Raw genomic sequence first — 26173 nt, 5'->3', positions numbered from 1 at the left:
GCTATGTCATTAACTGCAGGGATCGTTGGCCTGCCGAACGTCGGGAAGTCAACTTTATTTAACGCGATTACCAAGGCGGGTGCCGAAATGGCGAACTACCCGTTTGCGACGATTGACCCAAACGTGGGGATGGTGGAAGTTCCAGATAGCCGTCTCGACCGGATTCAGGAATTAATTCCAGCCAAGAAGGTCGTGCCAACGACTTTTGAATTTACCGATATTGCCGGGATCGTTAAGGGTGCCAGCAAGGGTGAAGGTCTGGGGAACAAGTTCCTGGAAAACATTCGCCAAGTCGACGCCATTGTCCACGTTGTACGGGCATTTGACGACGACAACATCACCCACGTTTCTGGGAAGATCGACCCAATCGATGATATCGAAACGATCAACTTGGAACTCGGTTTGTCCGACCTGGAAGCCGTTAACAAGCGGTTGGCCAAGGTTGAACGGGCTGCCAAGGGGAGCGACAAGGAAGCTAAGGAAGAATTAGCTGTCTTGACGAAGATCAAGCCCGTCCTTGAAGATGGTGGCGCCGTTCGGACCATCGACTTTGACGAAGACGAGACGAAGGTTGTTAAAGGCCTCTTCCTGTTGACGTCTAAGCCAGTGCTGTACGTGGCTAACATCGCCGAAGATGACATGGCTGATCCTGAGAACTCCAAGTACTTCAAGTTGATTCAGGATTACGCCGGCAAGGAAGGCGCCGAAGCCATTGCCGTTGCCGCCGAAGCCGAAGAAGAAATTGCTGAGTTGGATGACGACGAAAAGCAAGACTTCTTGGAAGCTGAAGGGGTTGAAGAACCTGGGTTGAACCGTTTGATTCGGGCCTCGTACCACCTCTTAGGCTTGGAAACGTTCTTCACGGCTGGTGGTAAGGAAACCCGTGCTTGGACCTACAAGACGGGTACTAAGGCACCACAAGCTGCCGGGATCATTCACTCCGACTTCGAACGCGGTTTTATCCGTGCCGAAGTAATGGCGTTTGATGACTTAGACCAATTCAAGACCGAAGCTGCCGTTAAAGAAGCTGGTAAGCTGCGGGTCGAAGGTAAAGACTACGTGATGGAAGACGGCGACATCGTCGAATTCCGTTTCAACGTTTAGAAGGGAACAGAAGTAGATGAGTGATAACAAGCAAACTCCGCGGAATGCGGGCGTTCACCAGAAGCGTAATAACGTCGCTGTGAGTGAACGGGCAGCGTTTGATAACATTGGGTTGACCAAGCGTAACGCCGAATACATGTACCGCTTCAACAAGGAACTCGAAAAGACCAAGCTCACGCCAGAAAAGAAGGCACAGGCCGTACAAGACATGGTCAATGAACTGGTCGAGGGCCAAAAGAGCGGGAAAACGGGTAAGAATACTTACGGTGGCATCGAAGCACGGGTCAAGGAAGTTGTTGAAGGGCCAACACGGCCAGATAACGAATTGTTTGGGCGCAACTACTGGCCAAACATGATCTACAACTCGCTGACGTTCTTCATGATCTTTAACTTGATGTTTGGGATCATGTACCTCTTCTCACCAAAACTGATGACGACCAGTCGTCCCGTTGGGATCACGGCCATCACCGTCAGTGCCCTGATTGCTGGGTTCATCCTGCCAATCATGCCACGGCTATTCAGTCCTAAGATCAAGCACACGCTCAATGGGTTCTTACGGGCTCTGATCGTCTTAGTTGGGTTCCTGGTCTGGATGGCGTTGTTCTACTTGGCACAAATGCTGCCAGGTGTCGTCAACCCAATTCTGATGCCATGGCCAAGTATCATCTTGGGCCTGGTCTCCATCGCAGCCATGTTCTGGATTCGACGGACTTACAAGATCAACGGTGGGTTCTTCGGTTAATCGCCTAGTTCAGGTGTAACGAGAGAGACTGGTAACTGGCGCCGCCTGCGGGAACCAGGGATTCTGCCGCTGTGGGGACCGCCCGCAGCCAAAGGACGGTCTGCGAGCTCGCCTTGAAGCCACGCCCAAACCGCGTGTCTCCAAGGCGTCCCGTGCTGTAAATCGGCTGAAAAACGCCAATTAACAGCACTATCACGGCTGGCGCCATCCCTGGTTCCCTCCGGCTCTGCCGGTTGCTGAATCTGGCGTGGTTAACCTAAAGCAATCGTTAAAATTGTCATTGGAATGAGGCTCTGTCTAGTCGTTGCCCTTGTGGTGGCTGCTAGATGGGGCCTTTTTTGTAATTTACTGACGGTCAATTGATAGTGTGGATGAGTTCATGAGGTTTCAAGTCGAGGTCCAAGACCGCACTTTGGCTTGGACCGGTCCCCACAGCAGGCAGAATTCTGGCAACCGCAGGCGATAGTTGATTATCACAGCACACCGTCTACCATAGTCATTATTCGCCCACCACCCGATTGGCAGGAGACAAAATCCCCAGCACTCATCGCCAATCCCACTGATTTTATTTTACCGCTAAGTCGCTAAATTCTATGGCTTGTCGTCCATTCATAAAAGACCTATGATGCCACCAAGTAGTTGAGCCAGTTAGTGGCTTGATGAAAAATTTCATTTTCGTGGGGAGGATTTTTTATGAAAAAAATCTTTGGGTACGTACTGGGATTAGTTGCTGCACTATTCGCTGCTGGGGCCATTGCGACCACCGCTAATGCCGACGGAAGCGACGCCGATGCCGCAAGTGGCAGTAGCAATGCCGGTAGTGCGTTGATTGGGCCAGCCATGGGGTCTAGCGAAGCTGGGGGCGCGGCCGAAATCAGCTCTGCTGAAAGCAGTAGCCAGAAGCCCGCTAAGAAACTGGCCAAAAAGCCAGCGAAGAAGGTAGCCAAGCGATTAGCTAAGCGCGAAAAGAGAGTCGCCGCAGACAAGAAGTTACGGGGTCGTTTGCACTATCGGAAGGACGCCCGCGAGATCTTATTCCAAAAGGGCAAGAAGGGTGAAGAAGTTTACCTTTACAACCGCAAGGGTAAGGAAGTCAAGAAGTTCCGTGTTGCCAAGAACGGCCGGTTCGATATCAAGCTGTCCAAGAAGCAAGCTAAGAAGCTGGACGAAGGTGGCAAGTACTTCCACTTTGCTGTTTATCAAAAGGGCTACAAGCCTTACGAGATTCGCTACTACATTTACAAATAGAGTGCGTTTACTGTTCGTAGATGACGTAAGTGCGTAGACTGACATCATGAGTTAAGGGACGTTGGATCACAGCCAGAACGATAGGACTTTAGGAGTGTTGCCGATTGAGATTCTTTCCGAAGCTATCGGGCGATACAGCGATCATTTAACGCAGGGAAAAGGCGTGGGCAACCACGCCTTTTCTTATCCGCTCAGATTGATTATTCACCGAATTAATGAGGAGGGGTCACCATGTTGCAGCGAATCCGCTTGAAATTGCGCAGTCCGGACTGTCAGTCGTTGGGGCTGTTAGCCATCGTTGGCGCGTTTATCATGACATTTTGCTCCTACACGTCACCGGCCTTCTACTTCGATACGTCGCCGGACAATAACGCCTTTTTCACGGTGGGCAAAGCTATGATGCACGGGATCGTTCCGTACAAGGATATCTTTGAACAGAAGGGCCCCTACGTCTACTTTCTGCATGGGTTGGCCTACCTGGTCTCGTCGCGAAGCTTCCTGCTGATCTTTTTGGTTGAGATTGCCACGGTCACGGTCGCCATGTTTTTGGTCTATAAATTAGCCAAGTTACTGAACGCCAGCGAGTTGCCGGCGCTCTTGACGGCCTTACTTTCCCCGCTATTATTCCTGTATCATCCGTATTACGATTACGGCGACACGGTGGAGTTCTTCACGCTACCGCTGTTGCTCTCCCTGATTTATTTGATGGTGCTACTGGATCGCCGTGACTTTCGCGTCAGTCACTGGTGGTACTTTGCGCAGGGCGCGCTGGTCGGTATCGTCTTTCTGTCGAAATACACGCTGCTAGGCGCTTGGATCGTGTTCTACCTGGTGATTGTGGGGCGACTACTGGTCAAGCGGCAGTGGCGGCAACTGGGCCGCGTCATCGGGTGGAGTGCCGGCGGGTTCCTACTGGCGACGCTCCCTTGGTTAATCTACTTTCTGATGACTGGGGCGCTGCGAGCCTTTATTAACGTGTATATTTTATTCAACACCAAGGTTTACCTGACCTCCTCCGTGGCGGCCTTTGCCAATCTGGTCCAGTCGGTCACGCTGGTCTCGCAATTCTACTGGGGCAACGTGTTATTCTTCCTGCTTGGGGTCGTGGGGACGCTGGTCGTGATCTTTCAGCGCGGCATTTTTACCACCAACTTCAGTCGGGGACTGTACCTAGCGAGTGCGTTGGGGTGCGACCTGCTGGCACTGTACGGTTATCAGGCGGGGGCGGTCTACCAGTATTACCAGCTGATCTACTTTGGGTTCTTCGTCCTGCCATTCGTGTATTTCTGCCAAGTCTTCTTCAGCCACGTGTCATTGCCGACGGGGGATGCACCGTTCCCTATCCTGGTAACCCTGCTACTGAGCCTATTTCTGGTGCTAGGGGTCAACAATAACGTGACCGATTCAAAGATCTTCCCGAACAACACCTCAATTACGGAAAAACAGACGACGAAGCCCCAGCAACCCGCTCAGGTCGACTTTGGCCGGCTTATGCGGCGGCAAACGCCGGCTGGAACGCGGCTGACCCTCTTGAACTACGGGTCGATCGACATGGGTTTCTACACAGCGTCTGGAGCGGTACCAAGCACGTATTTCTTCCAGAACTACAACATTCCGCAGAGTGCGGCCCCGCAGATCCTGCAGTCGCAGCGCAACGTGATTCGCCGCCATCAGGTGGAATGGGTCGTTCTCAATACGCCGGCTGGCAAGACTGTCAGTCAGTGGCAGGGGGGCAGTGGCCGGATTACCAGTGGTAACTTGAATCCGGGTACTAGTAAGCTGACAAAGAACCTAAAACGCCACTACCGCTGTGTCGCCCAGCATACGCAGGTCTTTGAAGGAGTTAACGTGACCTATTGGCTGTATCAGCGAAAATGATGATTCGTAGAATGAGCAAACCAATTAGATAGATAGTTATTCAGCAACTCGTTAATTTACTCGGTGGATTCGATTGAAGTATGATAGTTCGGTGAGAGTCCTTGACCTGAGTGGCCTAGACTGGTAAATTTAGAAACAATATCTCCCAGGATTCCTAACCGAGCCTGAGACTAAATTAAAGAGGAGCGATATCAACTATGTCTAATTGGGACACGAAGTTTGCTAAAGAAGGAATCACATTTGATGATGTTTTGTTAATACCCGCAGAAAGCCACGTTTTACCGAATGAAGTCGATCTGAGTGTCCAATTAGCGCCAAACTTGAAGCTGAACGTTCCGTTCTTAAGTGCCTCGATGGATACGGTCACCGAGACCACGATGGCCACGACCATGGCCCGTAACGGGGGCCTCGGGGTCATCCACAAAAACATGAGTGCCTCATCACAAGCCAAAATGGTTGCCGACGTGAAGGCCATCGCTAACGATGCCGACCAATATCCAGACGCTGCCGTTGACGCCAACAATCACTTGTTGGTCGCCGCTGCCGTTGGGGTTACCTCCGACACGTTTGACCGGGCCGACGCCTTACTCAAGGCCGGTGCCGACGCCATCATCATCGATACGGCGCACGGTCATTCCGCTGGGGTGCTCCGCAAAGTCGCCGAGATTCGCCAACAATTCCCAGATGCGACGCTGATTGCGGGTAACGTTGCGACAGGTGAAGGCACGCGGGCACTGTTTGAAGCCGGTGTCGATGTCGTTAAAGTCGGCATCGGTCCTGGTTCCATCTGCACGACGCGGGTGGTTGCCGGTGTCGGTGTTCCTCAGATTACCGCCATCTATGACGCTGCCAACGTGGCCCGTGAATTTGGCAAGCCGATCATCGCCGACGGGGGCATCAAGTACTCCGGTGACATCGTGAAGGCCTTGGCCGCCGGTGGAAACGCCGTGATGTTTGGGTCCATGCTGTCTGGGACTGACGAAGCCCCTGGCGACATCATCGAAGACGGTGGCAAGAAGTACAAGACGTATCGGGGGATGGGGAGTCTCGCTTCCATGTCCCACGGGTCCGCCGACCGCTACTTCCAAGGCGGCGTCAACGAAGCCAACAAGCTGGTGCCAGAAGGTATCGAAGCCCGCGTGGAATACAAGGGTAGCGTGAATGACATCATCTTCCAAATGGTCGGTGGCTTGCGTTCCGGCATGGGGTACACTGGGAGTGCCAACGTGCAGAGCCTGATCGACAACGCCCAATTCGTCCGGATCTCTAACGCCGGGTTGATTGAATCTCATCCACATGACGTTCAGATCACGAAGGCCGCACCTAATTACAAATAAATCATGACTGGAAAAAGCTAACTCGAGACATGGGGGTTAGCTTTTTTTTGAGCAATCCGCTAGGTTTTGTCTGACCGACGTAATACAATGTAATACAAATGAGGTGAAGACGAATGGCAATGATTTCAATCCGAGTTAGTGAAGCTGAGAAGGACTGGCTGACCCATATGGCAGAGTTCTATGGTACGTCGCTATCTGATCTTATTAAGAAGTACTCGATGGAACAGTTAGAGGACAAATACGATACCTTGATGGCTGAGGCGGCGTACAAGCATTATCAAGAGAGTGGTCAAAAGACGGTCTCTATGCAGGAGGTCATCGACGAGTTCGGTGGGTTCAAGGAATGAGCTATCGTTTGGAATTCAGCCATGACGCCGTTAAGCAACTACGCAAAATGGACAAACATCAAGCCATGATTATTTCACGATGGCTCTATGCAAATATTGATGGGATTGCGGACCCGACCACTAAGGGTAAGGCGTTGACAGCCAATCTTGCCGGGCTATGGCGTTATCGAGTGGGTGACTACCGAATTATTTGTGAGTTGCAAGCTGACAAGCTGGTGGTTTTGACGCTGTCAATCGGTCATCGACGCGATATTTACGGCTAGATTGGTGAGAGATAGCCATGATTTGGGCTTAATTGAACCTTAACTGTTGGGTTGGCGAGTCACTCGAAAATAGTGTAAGATTAAGGAATGGTTAAGTGCCTTACGCCCGGCTAAAGGTTCGGGTTTTCCGGTCGCTTGGCCCAGGTTATTTGTTAGAATAGACATAGACCTACGGGGCAGGACCGCTAGTGAATTAGCCTAGCCGATTAAAGGAGAATAGACCACATGAAAATTTTAGTTGTCGATGACGATAAAGAAATTGCACAATTACTTGAAATTTACATTAAAAATGAAGGCTACGAACCTATCACCGCTTACGATGGGAAGGAAGCCTTGACCAAACTCCACACCACGCCAGACATTGCTTTGATGATCTTAGATATCATGATGCCTGAAATGAGTGGAATCGAAGTCATGAAGGAAGTCCGGAAAGACTCTCAAATTCCAATCCTAATTCTGTCGGCCAAGACCGGCGACATGGATAAGATTCAAGGGCTGATTTCTGGTGCCGATGATTATGTCACCAAGCCATTTAACCCCTTAGAAGTTATGGCGCGGGTCAAGTCGCTGTTGCGGCGGAGCCAAGACCAAGTGACCGATGACAGCCCTGATATCTTGGATATTGGCACGCTGACCATCAACAAGGATTCCCACGAAGTTAAAACGATTGCCGGCAAGACGGTTTCCCTGACGGCTTTGGAATTCGGAATCCTCTACTTACTGGCTAGTCACCCAAACCGTGTCTTCTCTGCGGACGAAATTTTCGAACGGGTATGGCGTCAGGAAAGCATCGTTTCAGCTAAGACCGTCATGGTCCACGTCAGTCACTTACGGGATAAGATCGAAGACGCCACCAACGGCGAAAAGGTCATTCAGACTGTTTGGGGCGTCGGGTATAAGATCGAGTCACGATAAAGAGAAGAGTGTGGAAGCAGGCGGTTAGCTGATGAGCATTAACGTCGCTAAGTTAGAAATCCCGAACCTGGATTTCTGGCTTAGCGGGGTTAAGCGGAATCGGCTGCCTGCTGGAACACGTTTCGGCAACGTAGGCTGATCACGGCGTTCGGCAACCTAAACCGAACAGACAAATGACCTGAGAAAATTTGATCACTGAGCAATCACGATTCAAACTATCCCAAGTCACGAGTCCGATCAGTCCCCAAAGCTACCGAAGCCAAACCACAACAATCCAAACCGTAACCAGAAGAGTAGGAGCGCAACATGGACTTAATCAACACTTATCAATTTAATATCCGGGAGGCTCAACCATGAAATTAACCACGCGCGAGAAGAGTGCGCTGTTCATGGAAGGGGTCGTGACCGTCATCCTCCTGCTGATGCTGAACCTGGCCTTACTGGTGCTGATCGTACAGGCCATTGAGAGTAATCCTGGCTTGCGTGATGGGATTTTTATTATCAAACGATCCGTCGTCTTGGGGCCCAACCACTTTCAACTTTGGAGCTGGGAGAACCTGTTCATTGGCCTGATGCTGGTGGCCGATGCGTTGGTCGTTTGGTGGCGACTGATTCGGCGTTACCGGCAAATGCAATTGCGGCACATCATTGATGAGCTGCACTACATTGCCAATGGCCACTTCGATCACCGGATTCCGTTTCGGGTTAGCGGCGACGTTCAGCGAGTCGTGGATTCCGTCAACGCACTGGTCGATTCCGTCATCAATTCGATGAATGAGGAACGGGCCATTGAGAAATCCAAGGATGAGCTGATCACCAACGTCAGTCACGATATCAGAACGCCGTTAACGTCGATTATCGGCTATCTGGGACTGATCGAGGATAAGCAGTATCACAGTGAGGATGACCTCCTCAAGTACACGCACACGGCATTTTTGAAGTCTAAACAGATGAAATCCTTGGTGGATGACCTCTTCGAGTACACCAAGGTTCGCCAAACGGATACGCCGCTGAGCTTGACCAATATCAACTTGGCAGCGATGCTCGAACAGTTGGGGGCCAGCTTTGAGCTGGAGGCCCAGAAGAAGGGCATGACGATTGGTGCTGAGAATTCATCGGAAACGATGATGATGGAGGCCGATCCGGAGAAGTTGGTGCGGGTCTTCAACAACTTGGTCTCCAACGCCTTGAAGTATGGCGATGGTGGGAAACATATCAACTTGGTTGCGAACCAACTCAGTCCCACCGAACTGGAGGTCCGCGTGACCAACGATGGGCCGAAGATTCCTAAAGAATCCTTGAACATGATCTTCGAACGGTTCTACCGGGTTGAAGAGTCACGTTCCAAGGAAACCGGCGGGACCGGCTTGGGACTGGCCATTGCGCAGAGTATCGTGGCCCTTCACGGTGGGTACATCTACGTGGAGTCGGACGATGCGTTGACCAGCTTTGTGATTCATTTGCCGGTCAAGCACGACCAGCCATTGGCCATCCCGCAACGTTTGAAGACGCCGGGTACAGTCAGTTAAGTAGTGCATCGCTAAATTTGGCATAAAAAACAAGGGCCGTTTCTGGCCTTACATAAGATAGAGGAGTTTTGATTCTAATGATGAAACGATTACGGCAACTCGTTGTTGGGCTGGTGACCGCGGTAACGCTGGTCACTGGTGGTATCAGTAGTTTGAGTGCACCGGTTACGGCCCACGCCGCAACCAGTAGCAACAGTACCACGGTTAACTTGAAGGCCAAGGCCGGTATCGCGGTTGACGCCAAGACCGGTCAGATTTTGTATGACAAGAACGCTGACCAAGCACTGCCAGTTGCTTCGATGACGAAGCTGTTGTCGATCTACATGGTGCTGGACGCCATCAAGTCAGGCAAGCTGAAGTGGGACCAAAAGATTACCATTAGTAAGGACATTGCCAAGGTCGCGCAAAACACGAACTTGTCTAACGTGCCTTTACGGGCCGGCCACAAGTACACGGTTAAGGCCTTGTATCAAGCCTCACTGATCTACTCGGCTAACGGGGCTGTCGAAGCTTTGGGGAGTGCCGTGGCGGGTTCACCGCACGCATTCGTGACTCAGATGAAGGCGCAAGCCAAGAAGCTGGGGATGACGGACGTTAAGATTTACAACGCCTGTGGGCTGACCAACAAGCAAGTTGGCAACCTCGGTTACAGCAACGTTAAGGGCTCCGCAGAAAACGAATGGTCCGCAGCCGACCAAGCTAAATTAGCAGTCGCTCTGTTGAACAAGTACCCCGAAGTCTTACAGACGACAAGCGTTAAGAAAATGTGGTTTGAAAAGGGCACGAATGACGCGACCAAGATGGATAACTGGAACTGGATGTTGAAGGGCTTGTCCGCTTCCTATTCAAAGCTGCACGTGGATGGCCTGAAGACCGGGACGTCTGACGCTGCCGGTGCCAACTTCACTGGGACGGCCAACAACGATGGTAACCGGATTGTGACGGTGGTGCTACATGCAGCGCACAAGTCAGAGACCGACGCTTCCCGTTTCCAACAAACACAAAAGATGATGTCTTACGTCTACAACAACTTTAAGACGGTCAGCTACAAGGCTGGCACGCAAATCAAGGGTGCTAAGACAGTCACGACTCACGATGCCAAGGCCAAGACCGCTAAGACAGCACTGGCCAAGGACATCAAGTTGTGGATTCGTGATGACCAAGTCGCCAGCAACGTTTCCGCTAAGACGCAGTTGAAGTCTAAGTACAGCAACAAGGGTGACTTGGAAGCGCCTGTGACTAAGAACGCAACGATCGGGACGGCTAACGTCTCCTTGAAGGGCGACCAGTTAGGCTTCTTGGGCAATACCAAGACGACCAAGGTGCCATTGAAGGTGACGCAATCCGTTGAGAAGGCGAACGTCTTCGTCCGGATGTGGCGGTCAATTGTCGCTTTATTCTAAATGAGAAGATTGAAGAGTCGCTTGCCAGCTGGTGAGCGACTTTTTTTGTGCAACCACTTAATTTCACAAGTTTTGGTAAAATAGTTGTGCCGGTTGCGCTATTTTCGGTTATCATGGTTAATAGCGCCATTCAACTTGATTTCGGTCAAGGTGGTTGCCGTTCAAGCCCGCTACAATTAGGCATATCGTTAGGAAATTACCTGAACGTTGTGCCCAATGAAATTTAATTTATTATATGTGAGAATGTCTGAACGCCGACATGATAGGAATGGTGACGATTTCTAAAGATTGTCGATGGCGTGTTGTATTTTTGACAAGTCAAGCATTAATGTGCGAAGATACTTTTATTATTAGCTTAAAACGCGCAATTTTAAAGTAATTTTGAGGATAAAGGGAGTTGGCATTTGTGAATATGATTAAAGGCGAATGGAATTACATTCGGCATAATCGGTTGATTTTAATCTCCGTTCTTGCCATTATGTTTATTCCATTCCTCTACAGTATCTTCTTTCTGAAGTCGGTCTGGGACCCGTATGGGGAGACCGGCGAACTGCCCGTTGCGGTGGTCAACCAGGATAAGCCGGTGACTTACCAGGGCCAGAAGCTAAACGTTGGGGATCAAACGATTACCAATTTGAAGAAGAACAAGCAATTGGGTTGGAAGTTCGTATCCGCTAAGACGGCGGCCGATGGGTTGAAGCACCACAAGTACTACACGGTGATCACGATTCCTAAGAACTTCTCTGCCAACGCCGCCACGGCGCTGAACAAGAATCCCAAGAAGATGACGTTTACCTACAAGACGAACGGTTCTGCTAACTACATTGCCCAAGTCATGAGTGAAGTGGGGTCATCCAAGCTGGATAGCGAAATCCGCGCCAAGGTGACGAAGGCTTACGCCCAAGCAACCTTCAAGCAGATCTACGCTGTCGGCCAAGGGATGGACAAGGCTGCCAAGGGTTCCGCCAAGTTAAAGGACGGGACGGTTACCTTAACGGATGGTCTGAACACCTACACGACTGGGGTCCACACGCTGAACAACGGTCTGCAACAAATGAAGACTTCCGTTAAGCCATTGGCTACCGGGATTCAAAAGCTGTCGACTGGTTCGCAGACGCTGCAATCCGGGCTGGCGAAGTATACCAGTGGGGTTGGACAGTATGCTAGTGGGGTTAACCAGTTTACTGGTGGTGTCAGCCAACTGAGTGCTAAGATGCCAACGATGCAAGCTGGCGCCAACAAGTTGGCTACGGGTGCTAAGACCTTGAACACGGGGACTTATCAGTATGTTAATGGGGTTTACCAGCTTAATGACGGTGTTAAGAAATTGAACTCCGGAGTTGGGCCCTTAAAGAAGGGTGTTTCACAACTATCCACAGGTAGTAAGCAACTTAACGATGGGTTATCAACCTTGAATGGTAAGTCAGGGGACTTAAACTCTGGAGCTAGTACTTTAGCTGATGGAGCGGCACAGGTTAGTGCTGGTGTTCAGAAGGTTAAAACTAAGTTGGGTGCGTTGACTGATAAAGATACCCAAGATGAGTTGAAAAGTGCTAATACGTTACTTACGGAATTAAATGCGCTCAAGAGCAATACGAGCTTAACGGATATGGTGTCGGCACTGACGAAACCAGTGCAGGATTTAATGGCTGCAGAGGTTCAAATGAATGCGGCATTAAACGCGCAAAAGAAAGCTGCCAATGCGCTGCAACAAGATGCATCATCTGGAGCATCAAGTAGTAATTCGAGTGCACTTGATGGGGCTAAGGAAGCAACAGCTAATGCCCAAACAACAGCTAAGGAAATTGCTGCCTCAGATGACAGTTCGAAGAATAAACAACTATTGTCAAAATTACAAACGCAGTTGCAAACTGCTCAAGCTGATCAAGCAAAAATCGAGAACGATACTGCAAACACAAATGATACTGCAGCGGATGGTACAGCATTAGCCAATGCTACTGCAGCTGTGACAGCTGCATCTACAGAATTACAAAAAACCTTATCAGTATTGGTAACGCAAGTAAGTAGTACTGGTTTAACTAAGGAACAAGTAGAATCACTTAACACAACGCTTAGTGATGCGCAAAATGCTGATTTGGGAGCCTTACAAGCAAAACTAGGTCAACTTTCAGAGTTGGCAGATAGCTCGGATGATGTTGATACCCTAGTTAAGGGCGCCGATGCGGTTAGTGCTGGTGCTACGAGCTTGAATTCCGGCCTTATAGCTTATACAGACGGAGTTAAGACTGCTTTCGATGGCTCAACGACATTAAATAATGGTGTTTCTAGCTTAAATGCGAAGGTACCAACGCTGACTAATGGTGTGGCTAAAATCTTAAATGGTTCAGCTAAATTAGCTAAGAATGGACCATCTCTGAAGAGTGGTTCTAAGCAGCTTTCAACTGGTGCTTCCCAATTAAGCTCTGGTATTAACCAAGCCGCTGCCGGTGTCAACAAGCTCAACGCCAACACGGGCAAGTTAACCGCTGCTGGCAACAAGCTGACCAGCTCATCCGCACAACTCATGAACGGGTCAGGTCAACTGACTTCTGGCTTAAACACACTGAACAGCAAGGTACCAACGCTGACCAGTGGGGTTAACCAATTGGCTGCTGGGTCGAAGCAACTCGACGACAACAGTAACCAGTTGATGCAAGGGGCCAAGAAGCTCTCTGACGGGAACGGCACGTTAGCCAAGTCCTTGAAGAGTGGTGCTGATCAGATTCAAGCCCAACCATTGAGTAGCAAGACGGCCGATATGTTTGCCGCACCAACGAAGCTGAAGCATGAAAGCTACAGTTACGTGCCAAACTATGGTCACGCCTTAGCACCTTACGTGTTGTCCGTTGCCTTGTACGTTGGGGCCTTGGTCTTCAACTTTGCCTTCCCAATTCGGAAGGTTTCTCGCGAAGACGGGACCGCTACGGGTTGGTTCTTGAGTAAGGTTTCCATTGGTGCCGTCGAAGGACTCGCCATGGGGCTGATTGAACCAGCATTGATGATGCTTGGTGGCTTGTCCGTCGATCACCCAGGTCAGATGATTCTGATCTCCGTGTTCTTCGCCGAGGCGTCGATGTTTATTGTTATGTTCCTGTCAATGTTACTGGACAACCCTGGTCGTTTCATCGCCATGGTTCTCCTGATGCTGCAATTAGGTGGTTCTGGTGGGACGTTCCCAATGGAAGTGACGAACCACTTCTACAACGTCGTGCACCCATTCCTGCCAATGACTTACTCAATCCTCGGATTCCGTCAAGCCATTACGTCGGGGATGTCCGGCATGGTCGGTCAAGCACTGTGGGTCTTAGCACTCTTTACCATTCTTGGTTTAGCACTGCTCTGGCCAACGATGATTTGGTTGCAGAAGAAGCATTTGATGGGACGTTCGCAATTGGATGACAACCAGAAGTTACAAGCGGTTGAAGATCCGAACACGAATGCTCATTCCTAAAAATTAAGAAGTGTCGTGAAGCCTCTGGTTTCGCGGCACTTTTTGCGTATAATGGATTGCAGATGAGAGAAAAGAGGAGACAGTATGTCCGTTAACTTTCGGATTGCCGAGGTCAGTGACCAGGACGCAATCATTACGATCTATAATCAGGCGGTCGCCACGAAAGGGAGCACTGCCGATCTAACCCCAGTGACGGTGGCCCAGCGTCAACCGTGGTTCGCCTCGTTCGACCCGCAGCACTTCCCGTTATGGGTGATTGAGAGCAACGGAGAGACCGCTGGCTTCGTGGGCTTGGAACGTTACAGTGATCGGGCAGGCTACCGTCATACGGCCGAAATTGCGCTGTATTTGGACGCTGACCATCAGGGACAGCATCTGGGAACGCAAGCGGTGGACTGGGTGGCCATGCAGGCACCACGGTTGGGCATCACCAGCGTCATCTCCCGAATCTTCGGTCATAACCAGGCGAGTCGGCATCTTTTCGAAAAGGCGGGCTATGCGCACTGGGGGCACTTGCCAGCGATTGCGGATATGACGGGATTTACCGCTGATTTAGAGGTTTATGGTCATCATTTCTAATGGGTTAATAAGTTATGAAAACTTGCCGTGATTTTTCACAAACGCTTAATGAAACCGGGAATAATGCGGGCTCATCCTTGATAAATATTGTATATGTTATATGAAAATGCCCTGAAACATGTTAAAATATCATCGTGTGGTTTTATGCATAACGGGGGAACCCGTTAGGTTGCTTCATATCTCAGAGTATTCGACGGAGGCAAACATTCTTGAATAAACGACGGCCAAACCCCAAGCAAGTGCCGGACCCCAACGAACCCTTATGGCGGTCGACATTGCGGGTAGCCATGCCCCTTAATTTAAGCTACATTCCAATTGGGCTGGCTTGTGGGATTTTGCTACACGCGGCAGGGTTCAATACCTTACTGACTGGATTAGTTTCTTTGTTGATCTTTTCCGGTGGGGCACAATTTTTAATTGCCACGATGTTGACTATTAATTCCCCATTACTATCAATTGTTTTGATGCTGTTTTTCCTGGAATTACGGTATGCATTACTGAGTTCGAGTTTATCACCATACTTAAAGGGCTCATCCAACCGCTTCCTTTTCATGTTCGCGGTTTCGTTAAACGATGAAAATTACGCCATTAACTACTTAAAATTTGCCACTGATAAAAAGTGGACGGGTAGGGAAGCTCTAATGGTGGAGCATTATTCCTTACTATTCTGGGCAGCTAGTAACGTTGTTGGGAGTCTGATTGGCAGTGCCTTGAAGATTGATCTCAGTATCGTTAATTTCGCGCTGACGGCGCTGTTCTTGTACATGATCGTTATGCAGATCAAGAACCGCCTGACCATCGTGATTTGCCTGATTTCAGGGGTGCTCGCAGCGGTCTGCATGATGCTAACCAAGAGCACGTTAGGGTTGGTTATTTCGACAATTATTGCTTCACTGATCGGTTTCGGCTTGGAAGCCACGCTCCGCAAACGGTTGCCAGACAGTCATTGGCTGTGGCGCCTGCGAAGTCCGGGGTCTAAGAAGAAGGCCGTGGAGCATTCGGATGCTAATTAGGACACAGGGAGAGCTATATGAACGCAGTTAATACGTGGAACAGTACGCAACATTTTTGGCTAATTATCTTAGGCTTTATTGTGGCCTTTATCCCGCGTTTCTTCCCGCTGATGTTGTTCACGAAGCGGGCGATTCCGGAATGGTTCAACGAATGGATGAAGTTCGTGCCGGTATCACTGTTTACGGCGCTGGTCGTGAAGGATATCTTCATCGACAGTGCTAGTTACGCACTGCTACTCGACAAGTATTCAGAAATGTTGGCCGCGGTGGTCGTGATTATCGTTGCCTACCGTACCCGATCGATGGCCATTTCGGTTGTCGTGGGCCTGATTGGCGTCTTCATCTTATCGATGTTCATGGCGTGACCAAATCAAATTTATAAAATTAATGGGACCTTGCCGGTTGGTGAGGTCCCTTTTTAGGGTAAAAATTATTTTGTCATGACTCAGCCTTTCAGAAGAACAGCAGCGTCTGTATCGATTAAGAATCACGTTTGGGTCGTGAGGTTAGAGTTTGTCATACATAATAATGTTGTCAGCAATGTTAGCTGCAGACTGATGGGTACCGCGATTGGGAGTCATGTAATCGTACTTCCAAGATTTAATTAATTCGCGATAGGCAACCATTAGTTCTTCAGCATGTACGTTAGAGCATCCCCGGTCAATCAGTCTTTGTTTAATATCATGGTCTAATTCTTTCGGTGACGAGAAATGAACATATGACTTATTCACTTTGGGGCTCCTTTCAAGATGGTGACCTGTGTTTGCTTGGTAAGGCCAACTATAACATGCTTATCAGTCCAGCAAAAGGAGAGATGAAAATCACCAATAATGGTTTATACAGGTTGATGAAGTAAAGGACTATTACGTCAGGCTTTTCAGAGAAAGTAGGTCAAAAATCTTTTAACAGAAGGCCATTTTGAGTTCTATTTTCCTTGGGATAGATAATTATTATGTATTGGGTGAAAGTTAGTTTAGCCGGAGGAGGTCAGGGATGGCGCCAGCCGTGATAACGGTGTTAGGCCGGGTGATTGATTCTTCCCGGCCTCTACAGCGGCAGAATCCCTGACAGCCGCAGGCGACACGCCAGCATTCACCCAAAATCCAAAAAACACCACCCAACCCGGTGATCAATCCGAGTCGAGTGGTGCTTTAAGTATCAGATGATCCGCGGTCACCTGAAGATTTGAATTAGTCCGTTACCGGCGCTTGGGCGTGAGTACCATCGTACATGTAGCTCCGCGTCATTGGTAACATCCGGGCAGAAGGGCCCTTTGAAATCAAATACTGAATCACGTCAATATTACCAGATTTGAACGATGCCGCGCAAGCTTGGAGATAAAGATCCCACATCCGCACGAACTTTTCGTCAAACATCTTGGCAACTTCATCACGGTGTTCATTGAAGTTCTTGTCCCAGATTTCTACCGTCTTTTGGTAGTGACGACGAAGGGGTTCCATGTCGTCAATCTGGAGGCCGTTTTCGATGATGTGCGTGGTGTTTTCAATCAAGCCAGGAACGTAACCACCTGGGAAGATCCACTTGTTCAACCAACCGTTGTTGGCGCCACCTTGTTGACGGGTAATCCCGTGGATCAAGGCAACCCCATCGTTCATCAGGTACTTTTGAACGCAGTCGAAGTATTGGCCTAAGTTTTCTTGGCCAACATGTTCAAACATCCCTACAGAAGTGATGTAGTCCCATTGTTCGTTACCCAACTCACGGTAGTCTTCCAAACGAACTTCGGCAACGTCGGCTAAGCCTTCGTCTTGAATCCGTTGGTTAACGTAATCGTATTGTTCTTGGCTCAGGGTGATCCCAGTGACGTGCAGGCCGTATTCTTTGGCCGCCGTCAGCATCAGCGTTCCCCAGCCACAACCGATATCCAGCAGCGTTTTGCCAGGTTGTGGGTTTAATTTCTTAATAATATGGTGGACCTTGTTGACTTGTGCCGTGTACAAATCATCGTCAGGTGTTTCGAAGTAGGCACAAGAGTAGGTCATGGTATCATCGAGCCACAGTTGATAGAAGTTATTCCCAATATCGTAGTGGTTCTGCACATCAGTCTTACTTTCCTTTTCGGTGTGTTTTTGCTTCGGCAGGAAGTGGATAAACTTTGAGTTGTGGAAGAAACTGTCGGCGTTTTCGTAAGCGGCCGTCAGCAAGTCTTCGATGCTACCGTCGATTTCGATCTTGCCATCCATGATGGCTTCACCCAATGCAATCGAGGCATTGCGAGAGATCTCTTTAACCGGGATGGCCTCGTGAATGGTGATGGTGACGTCAGGAGTGCCGGTCCCGTATACATCGCTGGTGCCGTCCCAATAGTTGACGCGGACAGGGATGTTAAAGGTGTGGCTCAGAAACGTTTTGTAGAAAGTTTTTTCAAGCATGTCATGGGTCCTTTCCGGTTCCTCCATTTAATGGAGAAACAAAATTACTACGCCATTATACGCCTATCAATAGGGTAAACGTAAGAGGAAGGTTTTGATGTAAGCGCTTAACCTTTTCTTTACCTGACTTAGCCCAGTAAAATCCACCGATTCACGGAACAGGCATGGTATAATATAAGCATAATTTACCAGCGGAGGTCTTTCATTTTGAAAAAATGGGTATGGGTCGTGGCAACAATCGTTGTGGCACTGCTGATTGGCGGTTACGCGTATTCGAATCATCACGCAACAGCTAAAGAGTACCAAGCGGCAATGGCCAACGGGCGTACAGCCATTCAAAGCAAGCATTATACACAGGCAGAGAGCTACTTCCAGAATGCTCTAAAGCGGCGGCTGAACGATCAGACGGCGCAACACTACCTGACACAGACACAACGGTACGTTTCTGGCGAGAATGCGTTGGAAGCCCGGCATTTTAGTAGTGCCCAGAAGTACTACGGGGAAGTCAAGGACACGACGAATGCATCAACGGTGCTGGTCAAACGGGCCAAGGACCGCTACAAACAGGTCAAGGAAATCAGAGCCAATGTTAAACAATTCAAGCAGATTTTAAACAAGGCCCAGGGTGAAAATAAGGCCTTGAATTATGGACAATCCAATACGACATTGGATGAGCTCTTCAACAACGCGAAGTTCCGTCAGAGCTACTACAAGGACTTGTATGATCAAGCCTTGGCCCTACGGAAGTCAAACAATGCCGGTCAAACGAGTGAAACGAGCTCGGCAGCGTCCTCATCGTCTTCGTCATCTGCGGACAGTAGTAGCAGTGCCACGAGCAGCTCTAGTGCCTCACTGACGTCCGCTGAAAAGCAGGCCGCAAGTAATTACTCCGGCAGTAACGAATACACCGTCACGCAGAGCCAGAAGGAGCTGGACGGCAAGACGATTACCGATGGTCAGATCAGCAATGCCCGGAAAACGATTAATGCCGCTGGCGGTCAGGCTGATGCCATGAGTGACCAGGATGTGCGGGTAGCCTTACAACAGGCTAACAAGAAGGGACTTTCCCTGACGAAGTACACGCAACAATATTTGAAATAAATTTCTAGTAAGGAGCGCGACTGCGGTGGCGTTCCTTTTTATTTGCTCGAGGATTGTGGTATTTAGCGAGGCCGAGCTGGCCGTTGGTGACTTTACAGTGGCTATGAGTCAATGACACGTTTTTATCTATTTTGTAAAGCCTGCCATCTAATTTGGTAAGCAAACTTACCATTTCTAACGAATGAGTTCTAAAATTTGACAGGATGGTAAGTTTATCAAACAAATAGTTTATGCGGGTATATAATATAATTAATTGGTCTGCAAGTAATTTAGTGGCTAGAAAGCCTACAACAGCAAGGGATTCCCGCCGCGATAGTCCCAAAAGTCCCCAAAAACTTCACAAGTCGTTTTTCACGCCAAATTGGTAAGCGTGATTTACTATATACTTAGAATCAGAAAATTCTACTAAGGGGGGTAGAGTAACGCTTCTCGCAGTGGCTAGGTGAGCACCAATCTTGGGGGATGGGGCGAGACCTAAAACTGATTTGATTCCCAAATCACCACGAAGCCACAGTGAGCGAACGTTACAGAAAATTATGATTATCAACAAACATATCATGCGGACAACTAATGAGAAGCAAGTGCTTCAGCAGATCGTTAACGCAGGGCCCATTTCGCGTAGCCAAATTTCCCGGAATCTTAGTTTAAACAAGGTGACTGTTTCTGACATTTATAGCCAGCTACTGCATGAAGGCCTGATCCGCGAGGTGGGTCACGGTGTCAGCACACGTAACGGTGGTCGGAAACCAGTCATGGCATTGCTAAACGTGGGGTATGGCTATGTCGTCAGCATCAACATTTTACGGCAACGGTTCTCGATGATTACCAGCCGGCTGGATGGCCGGTCTGAGAATTATGCGAGCGTATCCACTCGTGACGTGGATCTCACGACGGTACTGGATATGATCGATGAGAAGATCGCGACGACCGTGGCCGAGAGTGACAATCGCCTGCTGGGCATCGCCTTTGGACTGGACGGCACAATCTATGAAAATCAAATTCTCGGCGCCTCATTGAAGGGCTTCAAGAACTTTGATTTGGCAAAGTACTTCAGCGACAAGTTCCAAGTTCCCGTTATTCTGGAAAACTTGGCTAACGAGTCCGCCATTTACGAACGGGATTTCGCGGGCGAGGGCGTCTATCGTAACTTGATCTCCGTGACCATTCGGGACCAAGTCGCTGCCGGTATCGTGACGGAGGGCCACCTCTACCGCGGGCACAACGGTGAGGCTGGTAACATTGGCACCTGTCCACTGGCTGACCGCTATCAGGAAAAGAGTATTCAGACGGTCAACGAGTATGTCGCAGAAGGCACCGTCCTCCAGCGGATCATGGCCTATCAGAAGCTGGATCACGTGGACGTGAACCGGATTCGCCGCGACTATCTCGGACACCGGCCGGAACTATTGTCGATTCTCGATGAGTTTTCGTACTACCTGGCCAAGGTACTCGGCAACCTGTCGAATACCTTTGCACCGGACGCCATTATCGTGAATGCACCAATCCTGGAGCTCTTACCAGAGATGATGGATACCGTGAGAAAATATGTCGATGACATGGCGATCATTCGCAAGGCACCGCTGTTACTGACCAAGAATGCCAAGGAGGCGTCCTTGAAGGGTGGGGCTTCGGCCATTATCCACAAGGCGTTGGGCTTGGATGACTTACAATTGACGTTTAGCAATCAACGGTCGGCAGTCTTAGAGGGCGTTGAGTCATAACTGAAGAGAATTCACATTGAACCGCGATGGATGGGGCTTTTGGGCTACCGTTCACCGCGGTTTTTAATCTAAAATGACCCAGACCAAAACTTTCTGCGAAGCCGCAAACGGTGGGGTGTCGCCAGTTTGGCGGGTGACCCACTACTAGCTGTTGAAAATCGCTAGGGATTCAACGGGGATGTTGTATAATAAAATTAAGATGGAATGGGGGATTTATAATTGAGCTTATGGGAACGGTTTATCGCTAACATTCGACTCCGCCGTTTCGTGGTGTTGGTCGTGCTGATCTTCATTTTGTGGCTGATCCGGTCCGAAATGAATATGATCTTGCTAACGTTTATTTTTACTTTTCTAATTTTACAATTGGTCAAGGCAGTGCGAAAGGTGGTCAAGTTGCCACCGGGATTGATTGTATCGCTGGCGTACATCATCATTATTGGTGGCCTGTACTTGGCGATTACGACCTACCTGCCGGCGCTGATCACGTCGTCCATGAAGGGTGGGGAGACACTCTTTAAGTTCTACCAGAACCCGCAGACGGATGGTAATGAGGTCATCCGGTGGATTTCGGATTACATTAAGAGTTCCGACATCGTTAACCAGCTCCAAAACGGGGCTAAGGTTGTTTTGACTTACATTTCGACCATTGGATCTTTTGGGTTAACGCTGTTTATGTCGATGATTCTGAGTTATTTCTTTACGATTGAAAGTAAGCAGATGGCGTCGTTCTCCAAGCATTTCTTGACGAGTACCTATGGCTGGATTTTCCAGGACATTAACTTCTTTGCGACGAAGTTCGTCAATACGTTTGGTGTCGTGCTGGAGGCGCAGTTCTTTATTGCCCTCTGTAATACGGTGATTACGACGGTAGTGCTGGCTATCATGCACATGCCGCAACTACCGACACTGGCCATCATGATCTTCATCTTGAGCTTGATTCCAGTCGCTGGGGTCATCGTGTCCGTGGTGCCGCTGACGATTCTGGGTTATTCGGTCGGTGGGTTCCGCTACATCGTTTATATTCTGATTATGATTGTTGTGGTCCACGCGCTGGAAGCCTATGTGCTGAACCCGAAGTTCATGTCGAGTAGAACGGAATTGCCGATCTTCTACACTTTCGTGGTCCTGTTGGCTGGTGAACAGTTATTTGGTGTCTGGGGGTTGATTGTGGGGGTTCCCATCTTCACGTTCTTCCTGGATATCTTGGGTGTACGGCCGGTTCATGGATTGCATCCGCGGCCACAGGTCGATGTGCAGAAGATTCGTGAGTATCGGCATCACCACGGAAAGTCGGATGGTTCCGATGAGGATGACGATAAATCCTAGGTGATTTACCAGCTTGTGAGGGAAGAAAAACGATAGGTAAGCGGTGTCATGAAAAGAACCGCACAATTAAGCTGAAATTCACCGCTAGATGGTGTAAAATAACAAGGTATTCTATCAAAGAAAGAGGTTATAAGTGATGGCAAAATTAGTATTGATTCGCCACGGCCAAAGTGAATGGAACTTAGCTAACAAGTTCACCGGCTGGGTTGACGTTGACTTGAGCGAAAAGGGTGTCGAAGAAGCCAAGGCTGCTGGTCAAAAGATCAAGGAATCTGGCATGAAGTTCGACTACGCCTACACGTCAGTCCTGAAGCGGGCAATCAAGACGTTACACTACGTTTTGGAAGAATCCGACCAACTTTGGATTCCAGAAACCAAGACTTGGCGTTTGAACGAACGTCACTACGGTGCTTTACAAGGTTTGAACAAGAAGGAAACCGCTGAAAAGTACGGCGATGACCAAGTCCACATCTGGCGTCGTTCTTACGATGTTTTGCCTCCACTCTTGGATGCAGACGCAGAAGGTTCAGCTGTTAAGGACCCACGTTACGCTAACTTGGATCCTAACATCGTACCCGGTGGTGAAAACTTGAAGGTTACCCTGGAACGCGTTATGCCTTTCTGGGAAGACCAAATCGCACCTAAGTTACTCGACGGCAAGAACGTGATCATCGCTGCCCACGGTAACTCATTACGTGCTTTAAGCAAGTACATCGAACGGATCTCCGACGATGACATCATGAACCTCGAAATGGCTACTGGTGAACCAGTTGTCTACGACTTCGATGACAAGTTAAACATGACTAACAAGACGAAGTTAGGTAAGTAATTACCTGATTGACTCAGAGCCGCCTCGTTTGTGGGGGCGGCTTTTTCGTGGCTTGAAACTGGCTATCAGTATAGATAATTAGCAACTAAACTCCAATAAGAGAAAAGAGATTGAATTTGGCAGACAAAGAAGTTACGCAACTTGAAAAAATGAAGATTATTGGCCTGTTCCGCAAAGAGGGTTTCACTGGCGAGTACGACAGCTTCCAACGCGTGAGTGGTACCGACCGTGAATTTTTTGTGGTCATGAGTAATGAACAGGGCATCAAGGCATTGTTCCGGGCAAGCTTGATGTTGAACGCCGTTGAGTTCCAGTATGTGTTGGATGACAAGCATACGTTTGTGACGGAAGATGCGGACGCTAGCTAATCGGGAGTTTCTGGCAAAAGTCAAGGAGCACATCTGCTATACAGAATTGGTGTATCAACGGGTGAACAAAAAGTTGGGAGTAAGTCTTACACCAGTTGAGATTGAAGCAATGGTTCAGACAGTCCTAACCAATTCGATGTCCACTATCAAGAAGTGCGGGAAAAATTATTATGTAACAGATGAGCATCATCATATCAGGTTGACAATTAATTCATTTAATTTCAGGCTAATTACGGTTGATAACGTATAGCATTTATAGCGGCTAATCTCAATTGAATTTGAGATTAGCCGTTTTTTGTCATCTTGGACTAGAATAGCTGCATTATATGAGACCTTTTGAGTACATGAAATAGGTGCAGAAATAGGTCGTATAAATAATTTTAGTTGCAGCCAGAGTGGGTACTGTGTGTCAATAGCGTAAAAATGGCTCTTTCCAGCATTTGGTGCATAATCAGCCACAGGTGATTACAATGGCAGTAATGAGGAGGCATCCTTCTATGAATTTAACCAATATCCTCGATTTACCCAACATCATTGTTGATGATTTCTCTGTTTATCAGAACCGTTATCAGATTAATTGCCACTCAACGGTTTCAGAAGCCTATTGTCCTGATTGTCATTGCATCACTTCTCGGACAAAGGTTTATTACCGGAGAAAGCTCCAGGACTTACCGATAACTGATCATTCAGTCTACTTGACTATTCGTTTACGTAAGTTTGTTTGTCTGAATCCTGCCTGTGGTCGCCATGTCTTTACCGAACGACTTTCTTTCGCTGCTAATAACGCCCGCCGGACAAAGCGTTTGGATGATTTTATTCTTCGTACAGTCGTGGACCAAAGTTCAATTGCCACGGCAACGTTACTCGGAAAAGTAGGAATCACTATCAAAAAATCCGCCATCTGTGATTTACTAAAAAAAAACGACCTTAACACCCATCAATACCAATGTTAGACACGTTGGCATTGATGACTGGTCTATTCGAAAACGCCAAACGTACGGGACTATCATGGTTGATCTGGATTCACACCAAACGATTGACTTACTGCCCAGTCGAAATGAAGATGTTGTCGCCGCATGGTTAAGGAAATTCCCAAATCTAGAACTCGTTGTCCGCGACGGTGCTAGATTTTTCAGTAACGCCATTGCTAAGGCCAATGCAAATATTATTCAGGTTTCGGATAGATTTCACTACATAAAAACCATCACTCACCATTTTAGGAAAGCCATTATCCAAGCACTGCCGACTCGCGTTTTAACGCAAAATGTAAAAGATGAGTCAACATCAGGTGGTTCAGTTGTTTCTAAAACCACGTCTGATTCATGGAAACGTAAGCAGATACTGATTTCTAAGGTCATCAAAGCTAGTCATCACTATTCAGTTGCTAAAATCGGTCGATTATTCAACTTAGATCCACGTACCGTAAAGAAGTATTTGAAGGGCAGTATTTATCCTCGCCAAACGAGAACAGTTAACCAGACTTTATTACCATTCGCGCCAGAGATTAGGCGCCTAAACAAATTAGGGTATAGTAGTCGATTCATTTATGACCGTTTAGTGGCTCAAGGGTATCCACGTGCTTTTAGAACTTTTCGTCAGTATAAAGGCCAGTTCTTAAACAAAGGCTTTGCTGCCACAGTTTCGACTGGAATTACTCGTCGTAGTGTGGCGAATTTAATATTCAGGAGATATCAAACCTGCAAGTGGACAAAAGCATTGCGAACTATCTTGCAACGTTTTCCTACGGTGCGGACTATCTTAAGTCTTTTCTTTGATTTCGTCATTTTGTCTGAAAACTATAATTTAAGTGGACTGGATACCTGGCTGAAAACAGCTCAAACCTTAAATAATGCTGAAATTGACAAGGCCTGTGCTGCCATTAGACGAGACTATTCGGCAATACAGAATTCAATCATATTTCGAGAGTATACCAATGGGCCGGTTGAGGGTAAAAACACTAAGACTAAATTTATTAAGCGTACCATGTTTGGGCGTAGCCATTTCGATACACTCAGAGCCAAGATACTTTTGCTGAACAAGATATAGAGGCTAGCACCAAAAGCTGGAAAGAACCATTTTACGACCGCCATATACAACCAACAATTTGATTATTTTTTATATCCAAGCTAATATTTTTATTTGCATAGTTTTTTTCGCCCTTGTATTTTTGATAAACAGTTTCCATTTCATAAACTACTGCCATATATTCCATCTCCAATGTGTGCCATTATTGCATTCAGACCAACAACAACTCCATATACAATTCCTACACGAACTGACATTTTAGTTAGTATCATATAATCACAGAGGCCAAAAATGATAATCTCAATCATTATTCTAAAAAGTAGGCCCACTCTGTTTGGTGATAAAGGAGCCATACAAATAGACCAAATCACATAAATTGCAATTGGCACTAGAATCCCCATCAGTAAATTAAGTGGTAACTTATATTTTGTAAAACCTACAAAAGCTACTGTTATTAGAGTTATCATTTCTACTAAGAATCTTAACAGCGCATTAATTTGAAAAAGAATATGCATTTTTTAGTTCCTCGATTTAAAATTGAAGTGCAACACCTGCTCTACTAGACCAGTTCTTTATTCAGACTAGTCAAAAAGGCCATGAA

General features: G+C 48.2%; 26 protein-coding genes. 22 read left to right on the top strand and 4 right to left on the bottom strand.

The genetic code is table 11. From position 1 onward, the window contains the following. Positions 1-3 precede the first annotated feature (3 nt). The 14 genes from ychF to EKM73_RS09835 all read left to right on the top strand — a co-directional run bounded on the left by ychF (position 4) and on the right by EKM73_RS09835 (position 16174). On the top strand, positions 4-1104 hold the full coding sequence (gene ychF / locus EKM73_RS09905) for a redox-regulated ATPase YchF (RefSeq protein WP_125701739.1): 1101 nt from the start codon (positions 4-6) through the stop codon (positions 1102-1104). 16 nt (positions 1105-1120) lie between these two features. Then, positions 1121-1846, top strand: coding sequence for a DUF1129 domain-containing protein (locus tag EKM73_RS09900; protein WP_125701738.1), 726 nt, complete (start codon positions 1121-1123; stop codon positions 1844-1846). A 693-nt stretch (positions 1847-2539) separates the two neighbouring features. Beyond that, the gene (locus EKM73_RS09890; RefSeq protein WP_125701736.1) at positions 2540-3094 is read left to right on the top strand and encodes a hypothetical protein; all 555 of its coding nucleotides are present in this window, start codon (positions 2540-2542) and stop codon (positions 3092-3094) included. Between the two features lie 231 nt (positions 3095-3325). Next, a complete protein-coding gene (locus EKM73_RS09885; RefSeq protein ID WP_125701735.1) occupies positions 3326-4972 on the top strand; it encodes a glycosyltransferase family 39 protein in 1647 nt (548 codons plus the stop codon). Positions 4973-5169: 197 nt separating this feature from the next. Then, positions 5170-6309, top strand: a complete 1140-nt coding sequence (gene guaB / locus EKM73_RS09880; RefSeq protein WP_125701734.1) for an IMP dehydrogenase — start codon at positions 5170-5172, stop codon at positions 6307-6309. Positions 6310-6422: 113 nt separating this feature from the next. Further along, on the top strand, positions 6423-6656 hold the full coding sequence (relB, locus tag EKM73_RS09875) for a type II toxin-antitoxin system RelB family antitoxin (RefSeq protein WP_125701733.1): 234 nt from the start codon (positions 6423-6425) through the stop codon (positions 6654-6656). Continuing rightward, a complete protein-coding gene (locus tag EKM73_RS09870) occupies positions 6653-6919 on the top strand; it encodes a type II toxin-antitoxin system RelE family toxin (protein WP_125701732.1) in 267 nt (88 codons plus the stop codon). Before relB ends, EKM73_RS09870 begins: the two co-directional genes overlap by 4 nt. A 225-nt stretch (positions 6920-7144) precedes the next feature. After that, on the top strand, positions 7145-7834 hold the full coding sequence (locus tag EKM73_RS09865) for a response regulator transcription factor (protein ID WP_020089649.1): 690 nt from the start codon (positions 7145-7147) through the stop codon (positions 7832-7834). A 353-nt stretch (positions 7835-8187) separates the two neighbouring features. Continuing rightward, positions 8188-9363, top strand: a complete 1176-nt coding sequence (locus EKM73_RS09860) for a sensor histidine kinase (protein ID WP_125701731.1) — start codon at positions 8188-8190, stop codon at positions 9361-9363. 77 nt (positions 9364-9440) lie between these two features. Next, a complete protein-coding gene (locus EKM73_RS09855; protein WP_225421372.1) occupies positions 9441-10766 on the top strand; it encodes a serine hydrolase in 1326 nt (441 codons plus the stop codon). A gap of 412 nt (positions 10767-11178) precedes the next feature. Then, positions 11179-14217 carry a YhgE/Pip domain-containing protein gene (locus tag EKM73_RS09850; protein WP_225421374.1) on the top strand — a complete coding sequence of 1013 codons (3039 nt, stop codon included), beginning with the start codon at positions 11179-11181 and terminating at the stop codon, positions 14215-14217. A gap of 84 nt (positions 14218-14301) precedes the next feature. After that, positions 14302-14796 (top strand): GNAT family N-acetyltransferase, encoded by a 495-nt coding sequence (locus EKM73_RS09845; RefSeq protein WP_125701729.1) that lies wholly within the window; start codon positions 14302-14304, stop codon positions 14794-14796. Positions 14797-15005: 209 nt separating this feature from the next. Further along, positions 15006-15809, top strand: coding sequence for an AzlC family ABC transporter permease (locus EKM73_RS09840; protein WP_125701728.1), 804 nt, complete (start codon positions 15006-15008; stop codon positions 15807-15809). Between the two features lie 17 nt (positions 15810-15826). Then, the gene (locus EKM73_RS09835; RefSeq protein ID WP_125701727.1) at positions 15827-16174 is read left to right on the top strand and encodes an AzlD domain-containing protein; all 348 of its coding nucleotides are present in this window, start codon (positions 15827-15829) and stop codon (positions 16172-16174) included. Positions 16175-16315: 141 nt separating this feature from the next. Here the strand turns inward: EKM73_RS09835 and EKM73_RS09830 are convergent, their stop codons facing one another. Then, positions 16316-16540, bottom strand: coding sequence for a hypothetical protein (locus EKM73_RS09830; protein ID WP_125701726.1), 225 nt, complete (start codon positions 16538-16540; stop codon positions 16316-16318). Positions 16541-16999: 459 nt separating this feature from the next. Continuing rightward, positions 17000-18202 (bottom strand): class I SAM-dependent methyltransferase, encoded by a 1203-nt coding sequence (locus tag EKM73_RS09825; RefSeq protein ID WP_125701725.1) that lies wholly within the window; start codon positions 18200-18202, stop codon positions 17000-17002. Between the two features lie 207 nt (positions 18203-18409). Between EKM73_RS09825 and EKM73_RS09820 the strand changes: the two genes are divergently transcribed. The 8 genes from EKM73_RS09820 to EKM73_RS09785 all read left to right on the top strand — a co-directional run bounded on the left by EKM73_RS09820 (position 18410) and on the right by EKM73_RS09785 (position 25593). After that, complete coding sequence (locus EKM73_RS09820) at positions 18410-19303, top strand: hypothetical protein (RefSeq protein ID WP_125701724.1); 894 nt, start codon at positions 18410-18412, stop codon at positions 19301-19303. Positions 19304-19839: 536 nt separating this feature from the next. Further along, positions 19840-21024 carry an ROK family protein gene (locus EKM73_RS09815; protein WP_125701723.1) on the top strand — a complete coding sequence of 395 codons (1185 nt, stop codon included), beginning with the start codon at positions 19840-19842 and terminating at the stop codon, positions 21022-21024. A gap of 219 nt (positions 21025-21243) precedes the next feature. Next, on the top strand, positions 21244-22350 hold the full coding sequence (locus tag EKM73_RS09810; protein WP_125701722.1) for an AI-2E family transporter: 1107 nt from the start codon (positions 21244-21246) through the stop codon (positions 22348-22350). A gap of 136 nt (positions 22351-22486) precedes the next feature. Continuing rightward, the gene (locus EKM73_RS09805) at positions 22487-23179 is read left to right on the top strand and encodes a 2,3-diphosphoglycerate-dependent phosphoglycerate mutase (protein WP_057732225.1); all 693 of its coding nucleotides are present in this window, start codon (positions 22487-22489) and stop codon (positions 23177-23179) included. 116 nt (positions 23180-23295) lie between these two features. Continuing rightward, positions 23296-23547, top strand: coding sequence for a hypothetical protein (locus EKM73_RS09800; protein ID WP_057732296.1), 252 nt, complete (start codon positions 23296-23298; stop codon positions 23545-23547). After that, positions 23531-23797, top strand: a complete 267-nt coding sequence (locus tag EKM73_RS09795; RefSeq protein ID WP_125701721.1) for a DUF3781 domain-containing protein — start codon at positions 23531-23533, stop codon at positions 23795-23797. The genes EKM73_RS09800 and EKM73_RS09795 overlap by 17 nt, the downstream gene beginning before the upstream one ends. A 247-nt stretch (positions 23798-24044) precedes the next feature. Beyond that, positions 24045-24500, top strand: coding sequence for a transposase family protein (locus EKM73_RS09790; RefSeq protein ID WP_125701720.1), 456 nt, complete (start codon positions 24045-24047; stop codon positions 24498-24500). Beyond that, on the top strand, positions 24484-25593 hold the full coding sequence (locus EKM73_RS09785; RefSeq protein WP_225421373.1) for a transposase: 1110 nt from the start codon (positions 24484-24486) through the stop codon (positions 25591-25593). Before EKM73_RS09790 ends, EKM73_RS09785 begins: the two co-directional genes overlap by 17 nt. A 31-nt stretch (positions 25594-25624) precedes the next feature. Here the strand turns inward: EKM73_RS09785 and EKM73_RS12970 are convergent, their stop codons facing one another. Continuing rightward, entirely contained in the window at positions 25625-25750 is a 126-nt protein-coding gene (locus tag EKM73_RS12970; protein WP_263853803.1) for a hypothetical protein, read from the bottom strand. After that, the gene (locus EKM73_RS09780; protein ID WP_125701718.1) at positions 25734-26087 is read right to left on the bottom strand and encodes a YrdB family protein; all 354 of its coding nucleotides are present in this window, start codon (positions 26085-26087) and stop codon (positions 25734-25736) included. The genes EKM73_RS12970 and EKM73_RS09780 overlap by 17 nt, the downstream gene beginning before the upstream one ends. Between the last annotated feature and the right edge of the window lie 86 nt (positions 26088-26173).

The organism is Levilactobacillus fuyuanensis, assembly GCF_003946395.1.
Taxonomy (GTDB): Bacteria; Bacillota; Bacilli; order Lactobacillales; family Lactobacillaceae; genus Levilactobacillus; species Levilactobacillus fuyuanensis.
The sequence above is the reverse complement of the archived record's forward strand: the minus strand, read 5'-3'. Positions and strand labels throughout refer to the sequence as shown.

Bases quoted from the DNA above. Each gene is read 5' to 3' on its own strand.
- EKM73_RS12970 (WP_263853803.1), bottom strand. From the start codon at position 25,750: ATGGCAGTAGTTTATGAAATGGAAACTGTTTATCAAAAATACAAGGGC.
- EKM73_RS09890 (WP_125701736.1), top strand. From the start codon at position 2,540: ATGAAAAAAATCTTTGGGTACGTACTGGGATTAGTTGCTGCACTATTC.
- EKM73_RS09865 (WP_020089649.1), top strand. From the start codon at position 7,145: ATGAAAATTTTAGTTGTCGATGACGATAAAGAAATTGCACAATTACTT.
- EKM73_RS09790 (WP_125701720.1), top strand. From the start codon at position 24,045: ATGAATTTAACCAATATCCTCGATTTACCCAACATCATTGTTGATGAT.
- EKM73_RS09850 (WP_225421374.1), top strand. From the start codon at position 11,179: ATGATTAAAGGCGAATGGAATTACATTCGGCATAATCGGTTGATTTTA.
- EKM73_RS09845 (WP_125701729.1), top strand. From the start codon at position 14,302: ATGTCCGTTAACTTTCGGATTGCCGAGGTCAGTGACCAGGACGCAATC.
- relB (WP_125701733.1), top strand. From the start codon at position 6,423: ATGGCAATGATTTCAATCCGAGTTAGTGAAGCTGAGAAGGACTGGCTG.
- EKM73_RS09835 (WP_125701727.1), top strand. From the start codon at position 15,827: ATGAACGCAGTTAATACGTGGAACAGTACGCAACATTTTTGGCTAATT.
- EKM73_RS09885 (WP_125701735.1), top strand. From the start codon at position 3,326: ATGTTGCAGCGAATCCGCTTGAAATTGCGCAGTCCGGACTGTCAGTCG.
- EKM73_RS09900 (WP_125701738.1), top strand. From the start codon at position 1,121: ATGAGTGATAACAAGCAAACTCCGCGGAATGCGGGCGTTCACCAGAAG.
- EKM73_RS09825 (WP_125701725.1), bottom strand. From the start codon at position 18,202: ATGCTTGAAAAAACTTTCTACAAAACGTTTCTGAGCCACACCTTTAAC.
- EKM73_RS09795 (WP_125701721.1), top strand. From the start codon at position 23,531: ATGCGGACGCTAGCTAATCGGGAGTTTCTGGCAAAAGTCAAGGAGCAC.
- EKM73_RS09815 (WP_125701723.1), top strand. From the start codon at position 19,840: ATGATTATCAACAAACATATCATGCGGACAACTAATGAGAAGCAAGTG.
- EKM73_RS09870 (WP_125701732.1), top strand. From the start codon at position 6,653: ATGAGCTATCGTTTGGAATTCAGCCATGACGCCGTTAAGCAACTACGC.
- ychF (WP_125701739.1), top strand. From the start codon at position 4: ATGTCATTAACTGCAGGGATCGTTGGCCTGCCGAACGTCGGGAAGTCA.
- EKM73_RS09805 (WP_057732225.1), top strand. From the start codon at position 22,487: ATGGCAAAATTAGTATTGATTCGCCACGGCCAAAGTGAATGGAACTTA.
- EKM73_RS09855 (WP_225421372.1), top strand. From the start codon at position 9,441: ATGATGAAACGATTACGGCAACTCGTTGTTGGGCTGGTGACCGCGGTA.
- EKM73_RS09860 (WP_125701731.1), top strand. From the start codon at position 8,188: ATGAAATTAACCACGCGCGAGAAGAGTGCGCTGTTCATGGAAGGGGTC.
- guaB (WP_125701734.1), top strand. From the start codon at position 5,170: ATGTCTAATTGGGACACGAAGTTTGCTAAAGAAGGAATCACATTTGAT.
- EKM73_RS09780 (WP_125701718.1), bottom strand. From the start codon at position 26,087: ATGCATATTCTTTTTCAAATTAATGCGCTGTTAAGATTCTTAGTAGAA.